Annotated in this window: 12 protein-coding genes; 6 read left to right on the plus strand and 6 right to left on the minus strand. The window is 65.3% G+C overall.

The genetic code is table 11. The features are described 5' to 3' along the window. Nucleotides 1-13: 13 nt before the first annotated feature. From HUI96_RS20800 to HUI96_RS20825, 6 genes are all read left to right on the plus strand, one after another. Complete coding sequence (locus HUI96_RS20800) at nt 14-928, plus strand: sugar phosphate isomerase/epimerase family protein (RefSeq protein WP_188256616.1); 915 nt, start codon at nt 14-16, stop codon at nt 926-928. A gap of 41 nt (nt 929-969) precedes the next feature. Beyond that, the gene (locus HUI96_RS20805; protein ID WP_188256617.1) at nt 970-2,004 is read left to right on the plus strand and encodes an ABC transporter substrate-binding protein; all 1,035 of its coding nucleotides are present in this window, start codon (nt 970-972) and stop codon (nt 2,002-2,004) included. A gap of 242 nt (nt 2,005-2,246) precedes the next feature. Continuing rightward, nucleotides 2,247-3,785, plus strand: a complete 1,539-nt coding sequence (locus HUI96_RS20810) for a sugar ABC transporter ATP-binding protein (RefSeq protein WP_188256618.1) — start codon at nt 2,247-2,249, stop codon at nt 3,783-3,785. Then, on the plus strand, nt 3,782-4,756 hold the full coding sequence (locus HUI96_RS20815; protein ID WP_188256619.1) for an ABC transporter permease subunit: 975 nt from the start codon (nt 3,782-3,784) through the stop codon (nt 4,754-4,756). Before HUI96_RS20810 ends, HUI96_RS20815 begins: the two co-directional genes overlap by 4 nt. Continuing rightward, a complete protein-coding gene (locus HUI96_RS20820; protein WP_237684276.1) occupies nt 4,753-5,739 on the plus strand; it encodes an ABC transporter permease in 987 nt (328 codons plus the stop codon). Before HUI96_RS20815 ends, HUI96_RS20820 begins: the two co-directional genes overlap by 4 nt. Nucleotides 5,740-6,141: 402 nt before the next feature. Further along, entirely contained in the window at nt 6,142-8,916 is a 2,775-nt protein-coding gene (locus tag HUI96_RS20825) for a calcium-binding protein (RefSeq protein ID WP_188256620.1), read from the plus strand. A 138-nt stretch (nt 8,917-9,054) separates the two neighbouring features. Here the strand turns inward: HUI96_RS20825 and HUI96_RS20830 are convergent, their stop codons facing one another. The 6 genes from HUI96_RS20830 to HUI96_RS20855 all read right to left on the minus strand — a co-directional run bounded on the left by HUI96_RS20830 (nt 9,055) and on the right by HUI96_RS20855 (nt 16,596). Then, nucleotides 9,055-10,062, minus strand: coding sequence for an ABC transporter ATP-binding protein (locus HUI96_RS20830; RefSeq protein WP_337918513.1), 1,008 nt, complete (start codon nt 10,060-10,062; stop codon nt 9,055-9,057). Further along, nucleotides 10,059-11,051 (minus strand): ABC transporter ATP-binding protein, encoded by a 993-nt coding sequence (locus HUI96_RS20835; RefSeq protein ID WP_188256621.1) that lies wholly within the window; start codon nt 11,049-11,051, stop codon nt 10,059-10,061. Before HUI96_RS20835 ends, HUI96_RS20830 begins: the two co-directional genes overlap by 4 nt. Further along, on the minus strand, nt 11,051-11,944 hold the full coding sequence (locus HUI96_RS20840) for an ABC transporter permease (protein ID WP_337918516.1): 894 nt from the start codon (nt 11,942-11,944) through the stop codon (nt 11,051-11,053). Before HUI96_RS20840 ends, HUI96_RS20835 begins: the two co-directional genes overlap by 1 nt. After that, nucleotides 11,925-12,869: an ABC transporter permease gene (locus HUI96_RS20845; RefSeq protein WP_188256622.1), complete on the minus strand. Its 945-nt coding sequence runs from the start codon at nt 12,867-12,869 to the stop codon at nt 11,925-11,927. Before HUI96_RS20845 ends, HUI96_RS20840 begins: the two co-directional genes overlap by 20 nt. 66 nt (nt 12,870-12,935) lie before the next feature. Next, a complete protein-coding gene (locus tag HUI96_RS20850) occupies nt 12,936-14,489 on the minus strand; it encodes an ABC transporter substrate-binding protein (RefSeq protein WP_188256623.1) in 1,554 nt (517 codons plus the stop codon). A 91-nt stretch (nt 14,490-14,580) separates the two neighbouring features. Beyond that, nucleotides 14,581-16,596 carry a CocE/NonD family hydrolase gene (locus HUI96_RS20855; protein ID WP_188256624.1) on the minus strand — a complete coding sequence of 672 codons (2,016 nt, stop codon included), beginning with the start codon at nt 16,594-16,596 and terminating at the stop codon, nt 14,581-14,583. Nucleotides 16,597-16,687 lie beyond the last annotated feature (91 nt).

Genomic DNA, 16,687 nt, shown 5'->3' on the forward strand with positions numbered 1-16,687 from the left:
AAAGGGGGGAGACATGAAGCTTGGAATTCTTACGGCGCCATTTCCGGACACGCCGCTCGACGAAGTAGCCGCGTGGGCGAGCAGTGTGGGCTTCGAGGCGATGGAGATCGCCTGCTGGCCGCGGTCCAAGGGCCCGAGCCGCCGCTATGCCGGCACCAGCCACATCGACGTCGCCGGCATCTCCGAATCCGAGGGCAAGGAGATCGTCTCCCGCTTGGCCGAGAAGGACATCGCCATCTCCGGCCTCGGCTATTATCCAAATCCGCTCCACCCCGATCCGGCGCACCGCGAGGCGGTGATTAGCCACCTGAAGGCCGTCATCACCGCGGCGAGCAAGATGGGCGTCGGCCTGGTCAACACCTTCTGCGGCGGCGACGCCTCGAAGGACGTCGACACAAACTGGGCCGAGGCCGAGAAGGTATGGCCCGAGATCGTCACCTTTGCGCGCGGCCACGGCGTCAAGCTCGCCTTCGAGAACTGCCCGATGATCTTCAGCAAGGACGAGTGGCCGGGCGGGCACAACATCGCCTATTCGCCCCATGTCTGGCGCCGCATCCTCGAGGCCTGGGGCTGCGACGTCGGCATGAACTTCGACCCCTCGCATCTCGTCTGGCAGATGATCGACCAGGCGCGCTTCATCCGCGAATTCGGGCCGAGCATGCTGCATGCCCACGCCAAGGACCTGATGATCGACCGCGACGGCCTCTACGAGCGCGGCATCATGTCGGCCGGGATGGGCTGGCAGATCCCGCGCATGCCAGGGCTGGGCGAGGTCGACTGGAGCGTGATTTTCGCCGGCCTTTACCGGGCCGGCTACGACGGTCCCATGATCATCGAGCATGAGGACCGCAATTTCGAAGGCAGCGACGAGAAGGTGAAGCGGGGTTTCCTGCTCGCCCGCGACGTTCTGCGGCCCTTCGTGAAGTGACGGCGGAAAACCGTAAATCAAACTGGGAGAAGGAAACTACAATGCTGAAGAAGAAACTCGTCGGAGCGCTGCTCGCCAGCGCCGCACTCGCCGCCTCGCTCGGCGCAGCGTCGGCCGAGGCGCCCTACACGATCGGCGTGTCCAACACCGTGCAGGGCAACGGCTGGCGCGAGGAGATGATTTGCGCGATCAAGGCGCAGGCGCTCGCCTCGGGCAAGGTCGACAAGCTCAACATCGCCCACCGCAACACGGACGCGGCCGGCCAGGCCGAGGACATCCGCAACCTGATCAGCGCCAAGGTCGACGCCATCGTCGTCAACCCGGCCGATCCGGCCGGCATCAAGGACGCGCTGGCCGAAGCCACCAAGGCCGGAATCGTCGTCGTCGCGGTCGACCAGGCGGTCACCGAGCCGTCCGCCTACATCATCTCCAACAACCAGGAGCAGTACGCCTATCTCGGCGCCAAGTGGCTGTTCGAGCAGATGGGCGGCAAGGGCAACGTCGTCTACATGCGCGGCGCAGCCGGCGCCTCCGCCGACAGCGACCGCGATCGCGGCTTCAAGAAGGCGCTGGCCGAGTTCCCGGACGTGAAGGTCGCCCAGGAGACGTTCACCGGCTGGCAGCAGGACCAGGGCAAGCAGCAGATCCTCGACTACATCGCCACCGGCGTGCCCTTCGACGGCATCTGGACCTCGGGCATCGACAACGTCATCGTCGACGCACTGGTCGAGAGCCAGGCGACGCTGGTCCCGGTCGTCGGCGCCGACAATGCCGGCTTCGTCGGCCAGCTCCAGAGTGTCGAGGGCCTGAAGGGCGCCGCGGTTACCAACCCCGGCTCAATCGGCGGCGCGGGTGTCACCCTCGCCCTGCAGATCCTGGAAGGCCAGAAGCCAGCCGAGCAGACCGTGCTGGTCGAGCCCGAGCTCTGGGAGAACGCGACCGACGCCGGCAAGGAGAAGCTGAAGACCGCCGCCGACTCGTCGCTGAGCCCGGAATGGCCGGTCTCCATCTCGATCCCGAACTGGACGACCTACAGCAAGGAGCAGATCGTCGCCTGCAAGGGCCCGGGGGAATAATCGTCTCCCGACGTATTTGCTCAATTGACGTTGAAGCACCCCCTCACCGGCCCTTCGGGCCACCTCTCCCCCTGCCCGGGGGAGAGGAAGGGCGCCAAGCCCGCGGCCGGCATTTCCTCTCCCCCGTCGATCGGGGGGTCCGAAGGACGGGCGAGACAAGTGGCTCGCCCCGGAAGCGAAGCGAACCGGAGTGGGGGTCGCAGCAACGTCGCATCCAATCCAACACCGGTTTTCAGTCTCCATTGACCACGTCCCCCCTCCTTGACGCCACCGGCGTGGCGAAACGCTACGGCGCCGTCGCCGCGCTGAAGAACGCGTCGCTGTCGTTGCTGCCGGGCGAGGTGCATGCGCTGATGGGCGCCAACGGCGCCGGCAAGTCGACGCTGGTGAAGATCCTCACCGGCGCGATCTCCGCCAATGTCGGCCGCATCCTCGTGCGCGGCCAAGAGCGTGACATCCGCTCGCCGGCGAAGGCCCGCAAGGCAGGGCTGGTGCCGGTCTACCAGGAGCCGTCGCTGATCCCCGATCTCGACGTCCTGTCCAACCTTCGCCTCACCAACACCCCCGTCGAGCCCTTCCGCAACTGGGTGCGCGAGCTCGGTGTGCCGGACCTCGACCTGCGCGAGCTCGCCCGAGACGTGCCGCTGGCGATCCAGCGCGTTCTCGACCTGGCGCGCGCACTGGCCGTCGAGCCCGACGTGTTGCTGCTCGATGAAATGACCGCGGCGCTGCCCGCCAACCTGGCCGAGCGCGTGCTCGAGGTCGTGAAAGGGCAGTCCCGCACCGGACGCTCCGTCATCTTCATCTCCCACCGTTTCGTCGAGATCGCCGCGCTCTGCGACCGCGCCACCGTGCTGCGCGACGGCGAGACCGTCGGCGTGGTCGACATCGTTCCCGGCGTGGAGGAGCGCATCGTCGAGCTGATGCTCGGCGCCAAGGTCGAGAAGCGGCGCGTCACCCAGCAAAGGGCAGAGGATGCTGCCTCTCCCGCCGGCGGCAGCACGCGCATCGCTGTGCGTAATTTGAGCGTCGGCACCAAGCTGCAGGACGTCTCCTTCGACCTGAAGGACGGCGAGGTAGCCGGCGTCGTGGCGCTCGAAGGCCAGGGGCAGGACGAGCTTTTCGCAGCTCTTGCTGGCTCGATCAGGCCGGCCGGCGGTACCATCGAGGTGGATGGCCGGCAGGTGAGGTTCTCCCACCCCGCGGATGCCGTCCAGGCCGGCATCGCCTATGTGCCCGGCGACCGCACCGAGGCGCTCGCCATGCAGCAGTCGGTGCGCGAAAACATCGCCCTGCCCTTCTCTGCCGCGTTCCGCAACTGGGGCCCGATCCGCATGGGCAAGGAAGGGGCGACGGTGCAAGGCGCCATCGAGCGCCTGCAGATCGACACCCGCGCCCAGCGCGAGGTGCAGCGGCTTTCCGGCGGCAACCAGCAGAAGGTGACGATCGCCCGCTGGATCGCTGCGGACGCACGCACCCTGCTCTGCTTCGACCCGACGCGCGGCATCGACGTCGGCACCAAGCAGGAAATCTACAAGCTGCTGCGCCAGCTCGCGGCCCAGGGCAAATCCGTGCTGTTCTACACGTCCGAGCTGGAGGAGGTTCAGCTCGTCTGCGACCGCGCCATCGTCATCTTCGGCGGCCGTGTCGTCGACATCCTCCCCGTCGAGATCGCCGACGAGGCCGCGCTGACGCGGGCCGCCTACGGGCTGCCGCGCGACGCCAAGGCCGATGTCGGTATTCTCGCAGACGTCCATTCCGATCCGGTGACCCGACCGTGAAGCACCATTTCCGCAGGCAGGGGTGGGTTGCGGGGCTGTTCGCCCTGCTCGTCGCCCTCTTCATCCTCACAAAATTCATCCAGCCCAACTACGGCGCCGGAGACCTCGGCTCGCTGGTGCGCGCCGTGCTTCCCTATGCCTTCGCGGTGGCGGCGCAGACCGTGGTCGTGATCGCCGGCGGCATCGACCTGTCGGTCGCCGCGATGATGGCGCTGACCAGCGTCACCGCCGCCTCGATGATGGCTGGCGCCAGCGAGGAATATGCGTTGCTGGTCGTGCCCTTCGTGCTCGCCATGGGCTTCGCGCTCGGCGCGGTCAACGGCATCCTGATCGTGGTCAGCCGCGTGCCGGACATCGTGGTCACGCTCGCCACCCTCTTCATGCTGCAGGGCGCCGCGCTGCTGGTGCTCGGTGCGCCGGGCGGCGGTGCGGCCGAATGGTTGAAGAGCCTGGTCGTCGGGACCATTCCGCTGCCCGGCCTGCCCGACAGCGTCACCGCCTGGATCCCGAAGTCCCTGGTGCTCCTGGTGGTGCTGCTCTGCATCGTCTGGATCCCGCTGAATCGCTCCAAACTTGGGCTGTCCATCTACGCCATCGGCTCGAGCGAGCTCGCCGCTTTCCGCAGCGGCGTTCCCGTCGCTCGTACGAAGATCCTCGCCTATGCGTTTGCTGGCCTGTTCGCCGCGATGGGCGGCCTGTCGCTCACCATGAGCACCGGCATCGGCGCGCCGATCCCAGGTCCATACCTGCTCGCCAGCGTCGCTGCGGTGGTGCTCGGCGGCGTCGCGCTCGGCGGCGGCAAGGGCAGCCTGCTCGGCCCGATCATCGCCGTGTTCGTGCTCCGGCTGGTGCGCACCGACCTGACACTGCTTGCCATCGACCCGAACGTCACCGCCATCGTGGAAGGCTCGATCATGGTGGCGGTCGTCATGTTCGGCGCCTTCATCACCATGCGGAGCCGTTCGTCATGAGCATCAGCGCAACAGCCTCCCAGCCGGCGCCGCTCGGCCGCCGCATCAAGCGTTTCATGAGCGACTATCCGCTCGTGCCGCTGCTCGCGCTGCTGCTTCTGCTCGTCCTCGTCCTGCAGATCATGCAGCCCGGCATCGTCAACCAGCGCTGGATCGCAAATACGGTGAAGTTCGCGATCCCGCTGGCGCTGCTCGCCGGCTGCCAGACCATGACCATGCTGACCGGCGGCATCGACCTCTCGGTCGGCACGGTCGCGACCATGGCCGCCTTCATCGTCGCCACGCAGGGCGTGGACCATGCGGCACCGGTGGCGATGCTGATCGCGCTCGTCCCTGCTGTGCTGATCGGCTTCGCAAACGGCATCGGCGTCGGCGTGTTCCGCGTCCATCCGCTGATCATGACGCTCGGCACCAGCCTGATCGGAGTCGGCTTCCTGCAGGTCTATCAGCGCACGGTGATCGCAGCCGGCGCAAAGGTCCCGGACTTCCTCATCTGGCTCGGAACGGGACTGACGGGCGGTATTCCGAACGCGCTCCTGCTCTTCATCCCGGTCGCCGCGCTGCTCATCTTCATCCAGCGCCGCACCGGGTTCGGCCGCCTGCTCTACGCGACCGGCGACAACGAACGCGCGACGCGGCTCGCCGGCGTCAAGTACTGGCAGGTCATCCTCGCGCTCTACATGTTCTCCAGCGTTCTCGCGGGCATCATGGGCCTGCTTTATATGGGCCTCATCCGCGCGCCGTCGCTGTCGCTGGCAGAGCCGCTGGTGCTGCCCTCCGTGGCGGCAGCCGTGATCGGCGGCACGTCGATCTTCGGCGGCCGGGGCAGCTACACCGGCACGATCGTCGGGGCGCTGATCCTCACCGTGCTGACGACGCTGCTCACCATCCTGCAGATGCCGGAAGGGGCGCGGCGCATCCTCTTCGGCGCGATCGTGCTGCTGGTGACCGCGGCCTACCTGCGGATCGTGGACGATCGATAAACAGACGGGGTGGCTCCGGTCAGCCAGCATCTCCGGTGCCCTGACCTAACCACTCGTTTGGCCAGTTCTGCTCGGCTATTTTCCTGAGCTCGCCAGGTGCGCTCCGTGACCAGCTTAGCGGTGAAGACTCGGTCACATGGGAGACGCTCTCTCGTCTCATATACTCGCTCGGCCCACGCGGTATGTCTGAGATGAAGCAAAGCGCCGAACATCATCCCCGCTCGCGACAGCATCTTAGCCATACCTAAAGTCTTCAACACTTCCTTCTATCACCGCACTGTGCCGCTCCAAGCTAGCGAAACGTTGAAGGCTTGCGTTTGTCCTTCGGCTGTGGTGCGACTACTCTCCGCCGGCGAGATAACGATATGAGCACCCAGGCGATAAGAGGGGAGAGGATTAATAGTGCGGACGATCAAAGTACCTTCAGACTACCCATCTATTTGGGATGCGATTGTTAGAGCGGCCTCCCCTGGAGATACCATCCTCGTCGATTCAAGCTACGCTGGAAACGAGTCGGTTCTCGTTAATGTCGACAATCTGACGTTCGACGCGCCGGCAAGCGTCACCGATGTCCAACTTTGGGCCAGTGGGGTCAGCAGAATCACGCTGACAGGGCAAGCGCCGATAGAGATCTTCTGCGATGCCGGCACCAATGTTTTCACCGGCAATGCGGGCAGCAATGTTTTCTATATAGCGAATGGCACAAATACAATTTATGGCGGTGAAGGCAATGACGTCTTCGACTTTCAATTCAACTCGGCTGAAGACCCAAGCGGCACCTTTGATGGTGGCGCGGGTACGGACATCGTACTTGCAGGAGATCTCGGCACCTGCAGCTTCACCTCCGTCGAGGTGCTCGACACATATTCCGTCTTCGCCACGGCGGCTCAGCTTTCCTCGTTCTCAAGTATCATCGACAGCGCTCATGCGGCCACAAGGATAACCGTCCATCTTCGGGGCGCCGGCGGCACCATAGACTTCTCGACCCGCATCACGGGCAGCGATTCCGTCTATGTCAGCGACAATGGGTACGGCCTCCTAACTGCCGGCGTGACGATCACCGGTTCCAAAAACGGCGACGACCTTGCAGGGTCCGCATACGACGACATCCTGAACGGCGGGGACGGCGCGGACATGATCCGCATCTCTGGCGGAAAGGACAAGCTCAATGGGGGAACAGGCGATGATACCTTCGAGTTCGGAAATGCGAGTGGCCTCGGCGGAAGCGTGAATGGCGGCAGCGGGACAGATACCGTCCGCGCGTCGCATCTCGGCAATTATGGCTTCAGCGCGGTCGAGGTGCTTGATACCAAGAGCGTTTCTACGACCGCGGCGCAGCTTTCCGCATTCTCGAACATCATCGACAACACTGCAACCAAGACCCAGATCCAGTTTCAGCTCCGAGGCGCCGGCGGCACGATCGATTTCTCGAACCGTGTGACGGGAAAGGATTCTGTTTACGTACGCGACAGCGGGCTAACTGCGGGCGTGAACATGACAGGCTCCGCCCAAGGCGACGACCTTCGAGGCTCAAAGTTCAACGACACACTGAACGGCGGGGACGGCGCCGACACGATCCGCTCATCGGGCGGCATCGACACGCTTAATGGCGGGGCAGGCAACGACACGTTCGAGCTCGGCAATGCCCGCGACCTTGGCGGAAGCGTGAATGGCGGCGGCGGGACGGACACTGTCCGGGCAAGCCATCTCGGCAACTACAGGTTCAGCGGAGTGGAAGTGCTCGACGCAACCGAGGTTTACACCACCTTAGCTCAGCTTTCCGCTTTCTCGAGCATCATCAACAGCAATAGCTACGCGCAGAGAGTGGTTTTGTACCTCCTCGGAGCAGGCGGCACATTCGACTTCTCGACCCGCGTTGCGACGGGTTATTCCGTCTGGGTCGAATATGTGGATTTCAAGGGCGGCATCGACGTCACGGGAACGGCCAACGGCGACTATTTTGGAGGGTCGCTTTTCGACGACACGCTAAGGGGCGCTGGCGGCAACGATATCCTTGAGGGGGGCGCTGGCGATGACACGCTAAATGGGGGCACGGGCAACGACACCCTGGCAGGCGGCACCGGGAACGACACATATTACGTCGACAATGCGGGGGACGAGGTAATCGAGGCAGCGGGCGGCGGCACGGACACGGTGAGGACCAGTGTCAGCTACAAATTGTCTGCCGGGGTCGAGGTTGAGACGCTACGCACCACGTCCAATGGCGACACCGCAGCCATCAATCTCACCGGCAATGAGTTCGCCCAGACGATCATCGGCAACGCCGGCGCCAATATCATCGACGGCAAGGGTGGCGCCGATACGATGCAGGGATTGGCCGGCAACGACACCTACTACGTCGACAACGCGAAAGACAAAGTGGTTGAAGCAGCCGGCGGCGGCACCGATACCGTAATGACCAATGTAAGCTACGCGTTGGCCTCGGGTGTTGAGCTCGAGACGCTGCGCACTGCGTCCAACGGCGGCACCGCAGCCATCAATCTCACCGGCAACGAGTTCGCCCAGAAGATTATCGGCAACGCCGGCGCCAACATTATCAACGGCAAGGGCGGCGCCGATGCGATGCAGGGATTGGCCGGCAACGACACCTACTACGCAGACAATGCAGGGGACAAGGTGGTCGAGGCCGTGGGCGGCGGCGTGGACACGGTGATGGCGAGCGTCAGCTACAGATTGGCTGGCGGAGCCGAGGTCGAGACGCTGCGCACCACTTCGAACACCGGCACCGCAGCCATCAACCTCACCGGCAACGAGTTCGCCCAGAAGATCGTCGGCAATGCCGGCGCCAACATCATCAACGGCAAAGGCGGAAGCGACACCCTGACCGGACTGGGCGGAAAGGACATCTTCCGCTTCGATACGGCCCTAGGCCCGGGCAACATCGACAAGATCACGGACTTCTCGGTGGTCGACGACACGATCCAGTTGGAGAACGCGATTTTCAGGGCGTTAACGGCGACCGGTACTTTAGCCGCGGCTGCCTTCCGCGCAAACACCACCGGGCGGGCGGGCGATGCAAGCGATCGCATCATCTATGAGGCCGACACGGGCAAGCTCTTCTACGATGCGGACGGCGCCGGCGCGGCGGCAGGCGTGCACTTCGCCACGCTTACCGCGAACCTCAGCCTTACGAACGCGGATTTCGTAGTGATCTGAGGTCGACAGCGTCCGGCAAGCGGCAGGAAGCCATTCAGACCGGCCAATCTCACATGCCGCGGTTGCTCAGGTCTGCTCGAGAAGTCCCCTCGCCCGTGGAAATGGACGGACGGAGTGAGGCGGCTCCATCGAGGCCGATCAGGCCGGCTCTGGTACCGTCTCCGCTGTCTTCACACCCGCCGGATTGTGGCACCGGAAGGCGCGAATGCCGTCCGCTCCAGTCAACTCCGGCAGTTTCGTCTTGCAGATGTCGAGCGCAAAACCGCAGCGGGGATGAAACTCGCAGCCGCTCGGCCGGGCGATGAGGCTGGGCACCTCGCCGCGGATTGGGAGCCTTTGCACGTCCGCATCCGGGTCCGGCTCGGAATTGGCGGCGAGGAGCGCCTGGGTGTAGCGGTGGCGGGGCTGCTCGAAGATGGGACCCGTCGCCCCCTCCTCCACCAGGCGCCCGAGATACATCACCCCCATGCGGTCGGCGACATGGCGCACCACGTGCAGGTTGTGGGTGATCATCAGGAAGGCGACGCCCAGCTTTGCCTGCAGGTCATTCATGAGGTTCAAGAGTTCGCCCTGCACCGACACGTCGAGGCCAGCGGTGGGCTCGTCGGCGATGACGAGTTTCGGCCGCAGTGCCAGCGCCCGTGCCACGCCGACGCGGCGGGCCTGCCCGCCGGAAAGCTGGTGCGGAAAGCGGTCGGCGAAGTCTGGCGAGAGCCCGACCTGTGTAAGAAGCCTTGCAACCTCCTGTGAGAGATCCGCATCGACGCCGTGGACCTTGAACGGCTCGGACAGGATCGAGCGGACACTACGGCGCGGGCTGAGCGAGCCGATCGGGTCCTGGAACATGATGGCGATGTCGCGCCGCACGGCCCGAAGGTCGCTCTGGCCGGCCGAAGCGATCGTCCGGCCTTCGAAGCGGATCGAACCGCCGGCCACCGCCACCAGCCCCACGATTGCGCGCGCCAGCGTCGACTTGCCGGAGCCGGACTCGCCGACCAGCGCATAGGTGCTCCCCTGCTCGACCCTGAGCGAAACACCGGCGACGGCCTCGATGTCCTGCCGCCCCCTGCCCCGCAGTCGGTCGAGCATCGAGCCTGGGTGCCGAAAGCGGACGATGAGGTCGTCGATCTCTAGCAGCGCGCTCACGCTTCAATCCTCTCGAGCGGCGCAAGATCGAGCGCCTTGTGGCAGGCGGCGAACTGCGTCTCGGTGATGCGGCGGTCGCCCGGGTGCTCGGCGCAGCGCTCGAAGCGCTCGGGACAGCGCGGCCGGAAGATGCAGCCCTCCGGCAGCCGGCGCAGGTCGGGGATAGAGCCGGGAATGGTCGGAAGCCGCCGCGTCGCCTCGCGGATGCGACCGGGATCGCAGGTGAGCAGCGCCCGCGTATAGGGATGGCGGGCATCGTGAAAAATCTCGCGCACGGTGCCGCGTTCCACCACCTCGCCGGCATACATGATCGCCACGTCGTCGCAGAGCTGGGCGATGGCGCCGAGATGGTGCGAGATGAACAGCACCGCGCAGCCGACTTCGCGCTGCAGGTCCTTCAACAGCGCGATCACCTCGAGTTCCAGGGTGGCGTCGAGCGCGGTGGTCGGCTCGTCGGCGATCATCAGGTCCGGCTCGGCGAGCAGCGCCATGGCGATGCAGATGCGCTGGCGCATGCCGCCGGAGAACTGGTGCGGATACTGCCCAAGCCGCGGCTCCGGATCGGGTATGCGCACCTTTGCAAGGTACTCGGCGGCACGGCGCCGCTTCTCGCGCGTGCTGGCGCCGGAGCGGTATTGGATCGCCACCATCTGCTGGCCGATCGTCAGCACCGGGTTCAAGGCCGTCATCGGATCCTGGAACACGGCGGTCATGCGCTGTCCGCGGAGGTCCTGGAGTTGTCCAGGCGTCATCTTCAGCATGTCGCGGCCGTCGAAGCGGACCTCGCCACCGGCGACGCGGGCGTTGCTCGGCAGCAGCCCTATGACGGTGTTGATCAGGGTCGACTTGCCGCAGCCGGATTCGCCCACGATGCCCAGCACCGAACCGCGCTTCACCGACAGATTGACGTCGCGCAGTGCGTGGAGCGTGCCGCCCGGTGTCCGGAAATCGACGCTGAGGCCGCTGATGTCGAGGATATCGTCCGCCATCAGCCGTCCTTTCGCAGGCGCGGATCGAAGCGGTCGCGCAACGCTTCGCCGAGGAAAGTGAAGCCAAGCGTCGCGATCACGATCGGCAGGCCGCCGGCGATCGCCGGCCAGGGGCTCTCGCGGATGAAGGAGTAGCCGTCATTCAGGATCGTGCCCCAGGAGGGGGTCGGCGGCCGCACTCCCAGGCCGAGGAAACTCATACCCGCCTCGATCGTGATCACCACCGGAATGTCCATGGAAACCAGGATCAGCAGCGGGCCGATGAGGTTCGGCATGACGTCGACCAGCAGGATGCGCGGCGCCGAGGCGCCGAGCGCGCGGGCGGCGAGCACGAATTCCGCGCTCTTTAGCGCCATGGTCTGGGCCCGGATGACACGCCCATAGCCCGGCAGCGTGGCGATCACCACGACCGCCACGACGGCATAGAGGCTGGGTCCGGTCAGCGTCACCAGGGCCAACGCCAGCATCACCGTCGGGAAGGAGCGCAGCGCGTCGAATACGAGCAGCAGCACAGAATCCAACCAGCGCGGTCCATAGCCCGCGGCCATGCCGAGGATGAGACCCCCAACGAGCGATATGCCCGTCGCGACCAGCGCGACACCCAAGGCAATCCGCGCCCCATGCAGCACGCGCGTGAAAAGGTCCCTGCCGAGATGGTCGGCGCCGAGCAGATGCTCGAAGCTCGGCGGCGCGAACCTGGCCGGCATCGCCATCTTCGAAGGCAGGTATGGAGAAAAGTCGGCGAGCAGCGCGCCGAGCACGATCAACAGGACCAGGGAAAGGCCCAGTGCGCCGAGCGGATCGGTGATGGCCGAACGCAGCACCCGCCAGCCGCTGCTGGACGGCGCCGGGGCGGCTACCGCCACGGGATCGTTAAAGGCTTGTGCGGACACGGGGATCCAACCAGGCTGCGAAGAGGTCGGCGCAGAGCGTCGACAGGACGTAGAAGATTGTGGTGATCATCACCCCACCCATGACCACGGGATAGTTGCGGGTGGCGATGGCATCGAAGATCAGCCGGCCGACGCCGGGGCGGGCGAAGACGATCTCGGCGAAGACCGCACCGGAGATCATATTGCCCACGCCGATGCCGAGCAGCACCACCGTCGGGATGATGGCGATCTTGAGGGCATAGCGGTAGGTGATCGTGGCTTCTTTCAGCCCGAAGGCGCGCGCCATTCGGATGTGGTTCTCCGACAGCACTTCGAGCATGGAGGCGCGTACCATGCGGGCAAGGTAGCCGACCCAGCCGAGCCCAACGGCGAGCGAGGGAAGCACTAGGTGCCAGAGCTGGTCGAGGGGATCGCCCGGCTCGCCGGCGCCGATCGTCGGGAACCAGCCGAGCGCCACCGAGAACAGCAGCAGGCCATAGATTGCCACGACGAAGGACGGCAGCGCGATGGTGCCGACCGACAGGATGCCGATGATCCGGTCGGCCCAGGAGCCACGCGAGATCGCCGACCAGCAGCCGAGCGGGATGCCGAGGGCGGCCGACCAGCCGATGCTGAAAAAGATCAGCCACAGCGTGAACGGCATCTGCTCCATCACCGTGGTCAGAACCGGGCGCTTAGTCAGCACGTCGGTGCCGAGATCACCGGTCAGCACGCGGCCGAAGAAACGCGCGATCTGCACGACGGCAGGCTGGTCGAGCCCCATCTGAACCCTGAACGCCTCGCGCGTCTCCGGCGTGGCGAGCGGTCCGAGCAGCACCGCCGCCGGGTCGCCCGGGATCATCTGGATCATCGAGATGAGGATGATCAGCGCCAAGGCCGTAATGACGGCGGCAAGGCCAAGGCGGCGCAGGCCATAACTCAGCATACGAGTCTACTCGGGTCGGGACGGCCCGCCTTGCGGCGGGCCGGTCTGTCAGAAGGGATCATCCGGTCAGGCAGGCTTGAACCCGTAGAAGATCGGCGTGCCGTTCGGCATCAGCGCCGGCGCGATCTTGTCGCTGTAGCCGATGCCGACCGCCTCGTGCGTCAGGAACACGTAGGAGCCGGACTCCTCCATGAGGTCCTGCATCTTGACGTACATGTCGTGGCGCTTGGCGGTGTCGGTCTCGACCTTGGCCTTCTTGTTGAGTTCGCCATACTCGGGGTTGTTCCAGCGCTCCCAGTTCCAGATGCCGATCTGCTCGGGCGTGAACCAGTCGGTGGCGAAGCTGGGATCGGGCTGCATCGAGAAGCGGTTGATCTGGATGCCGATGGTCTTCCAGATGTCGCCGGCCTTTTCGTCGCCGATCGTCCAGAAGGTGCCGGAGTCGTACTGGCGGATGGTGGCGTTGATGCCGACCTCGGCGAGGTTGGCCTGCACCGCTTGGGCCGCCGCGATGCGTTCGGCCTTGTTGAGGATGTCGATCGTGCATTCGAAGCCGCCCTGAAGGCCTGCCTGAGCGAGGAACTCGCGCGCCTTGTCCGGGTCGTAGCCATAGATGTTCTTCGCGCGATGACCCAGGAGGCCCGGCGCGATCAGGCCGGTCGCCGGCGTCGCGGCGCCGAAATAGGCGGCCTCCAGCACCGTCGGCACGTCGATGGCGTGCTGGACGGCCCTGCGCACCTCCGGCTGGTCGAAGGGCTTCATCTCCTGGTTCATGCCGAGCCAGACATAGGCGAGCGACGGCCGCACCTCGATCTTGCCACCTTTAGGCGGCGTCTGCCGATAGCGAGGGATCGAGGAGACGCTGAGCCAGGTGTAGTCGATGTCGCCCGACTCCAGCGCCAGTTCGCCGGTCTTCTCGTCGTCGATCGGCCTGATGTGGATCTCTTCGAAGGCGCCGGGCTCGCCCGGCCAGTCCGGGTTCTTCGCCAGCACCAGGCGCTGCTTCGGCAGCCATTCCTTGATGAAATAGCGTCCGCACTGGGCCGGCGGAGTGTTCTCGAACCTTCCACCCATTGCTTCGGTCGCCTTGCGCGGGATGATGCGGCCGGAGCCGTACACCAGGCCGACGTTCCAAAGCGGCGGGAACGCCTCCTTGAGGACGATGACGCCGGATTTCTCGTCGATGACCTCGACGTGGTCCAGGGCTTCCCAATCGCCCTTGTAGACAGCCTCCAGCTTGGGATCGAGGAAGCGCTCGAACGAGTACTTTACGTCATCGGCGGTGACCGGCTCGCCATCCGACCACTTCAGGCCGTCCATCAGCGTGAAGGCGATGTGCGTCGGGTCGGTCTGCTCAAGCTTCACGGCGCTGTCGAGCTGCCACTTCCACTCGGTGCCGGGGCCCATCGTCGCGAGGCCGGGGAAGATGTTGCGCATGACGTCGTCTTCCGGCGCACCGCTGCGGAAGGCCGGATCGAGACCCGTGATGTCGCCGTAAGAGCGGACCTTCAGGATCTTGCCGTCCTGCGACAGCGCAACCTTCGGATAAAGACCGGCGCTCAGGCCGGCCGCAGCCATCGCCCCCAGCGCCTGGCGGCGCGTCAACTTGGTTCCCAACATACTCGTCCCCTACTTTGGGTTATTGGCCCAGCATGCTTCGTGCGCCGGGCCATTACAACAGAATTCAGCCCATCTTACCGTTCGCGCAACGTTACACGTGGTCGCGCGGCACGTCGAAGCGGTAATTGCGGTCGAACGCCTTCTTTCCGTTCTCCCATGCCTCGAGATGGCCTTCGAACTGGAATTTCGTTTCCGTCACGGTCATCTGCAGGCGGCCCGCGACTGCCAGATCGAGTCCATCGCGGCCGTACTCCTTGCGGAAGCTACTCTCGGCCCGTGCCGAAAGCGGGTCGTCGGGGTGAATGGCGTAGGTACGCTTGGAAAACTCGCCAACCTGCCAGTCGATGTCGTCGATGCGGTGCTTGCCGCTGTCGCCGACGCGCTCCATCACCACCTCGCCGCTGCGAATGTCCTTGGTGATCGTGTAGTGGCTGTGCGGCTTGCGCAGTTCGGTCTTCTTGAGCGCCGGGCCGTTGACCGCCGGCTCGAATGGCTTGAGTTCGGCGTCGGCCGGGCTCGGTGTGCGCACCGGGAGTTCGAGCGAGCTGCCCGCCGTCGCAATGGTCAGCATCGTCTTCTCCGGCGACGGCCAGACGATCGGCCAGTATGACGAGGAGATGGCGAGCCGCAGACGGCTGCCCTTGCCGAGACGCTCGCCGCAATCGTTAAGCTTGATCGCGATGTCGTAGAACGTGCCGGGCTCGACCGGCTTCAGGTCGACATGGCCGTCGCGGTGGGTGAGGTTGAGCAGGCCGTAGGTCAGCCGCGTCGCGCTGCCGTCCGGCAGAACCTCGGAGAGGACCGCGCAGACGAAGGCGTTGGGCCGGTCAGCGGCGATCCGGAGCTTCACCACCGGCGCACCGAGGAGATCGTACGGCTCGGCGATCACCTCGCTGTCGAATACGAGCGATCCGCCCGCCTCGATGCGCTGGTCGTCCGGCTCGTCCGCCTCGACGCCATAGGCACACCACTTGCCGGCCGCCAGGCCGACCGTCTGCGGCGAGGAGATGGTGAGGCGCTCGTCTGCCGCGCCCGGCTGGTCGGACAGACGTCCGTAGCTGAGCTTCAGGCTGCGCGGAGAGATCGACGGGCTCGGCCAGAACGGGCCCGCGACCCAGCGGCCGGAACGCTCCGCATAATGTGTGCGCGGCGGCGCCGTATCCTGGACGTAGCTGCGCAGCATGGGCTCGTCCATGATGCCGGTCTCGACGTCCTTCAGCCACTTGTCCCACCAGCGCAGGCATTCCTGCAGGAAGCCGATCTGCGGACCGGGCTGGGCGAAGTTCGGATACTTGTGCGCCCATGGGCCGACGAGGCCCTTGCGTGGGCACTTCAGGTGCTCGAGCATGCGGAAGATCGGGTTGGTGTAGCCGTCCATCCATCCACCGACGAGATAGACCGGGCATTCGATCGCGCCGTAATCCTCGCAGACCGAACCGTGCTGGTAGAACTCGTCGCGGCGCTGGCGGCGGTGCCACTCCTCGAGATAAAGTCCGCCCTGCTCCAGCCGGCCCATCCACAGATCGCGCCACTTGTCGCCGACCAGCGCCGGATCCGGCGGCGTCGGCGCGATGCCGAACATGGACGAGCCCCAGGAGAACTTGTCGACCAGCAAGCAGCCGCCCATGAAATGGACGTCGTCATTGTAGCGGTCGTCGGTCGAGCAGAGCGAGATCACCGCCTTGAGTTGTTTCGGCCGCCGCGCCGCGACCTGCAGCCCGTTGAAGCCGCCCCAGGAGATGCCGATCATGCCGACGCGGCCGGTCGACCAGGGCTGCTTTTCGATCCATTTCAGAACTTCGAGCGCGTCGTCCTGCTCCTGCTTCAGGTACTCGCCGAGCAGAACGCCTTCGGAATCGCCCGCCCCGCGCATGTCGACGCGCACGCAGGCATAGCCGTGCTCGGCAACATAGGGATGGTTCAGCGCATCGCGATCGGCCGTGCCGTCGCGCTTGCGGTAGGGCAGATATTCAAGGATCGCCGGAACCGGATTCTGCTCGGCATCGACCGGCAGCCAGATCTGCGCCGAGAGCACGACCCCGTCGGAAAGCGGAATTTCCGCGTGGCGGATGATGCGGATCGGACGGGTCTTGCTAATCGTATCCATGATGCTTCCGAAATCTCCCATGTTCCCTGGCTTGCTCTCAGCCGTGCAGGCGTGATGCAGCCGCATCCTGGCGGGGCGCCATGCTCCCCGC

The sequence above is a fragment of the Pseudaminobacter soli (ex Zhang et al. 2022) genome (assembly GCF_014595955.1).
In the GTDB taxonomy this organism is placed as follows: domain Bacteria; phylum Pseudomonadota; class Alphaproteobacteria; order Rhizobiales; family Rhizobiaceae; genus Kumtagia; species Kumtagia pseudosoli.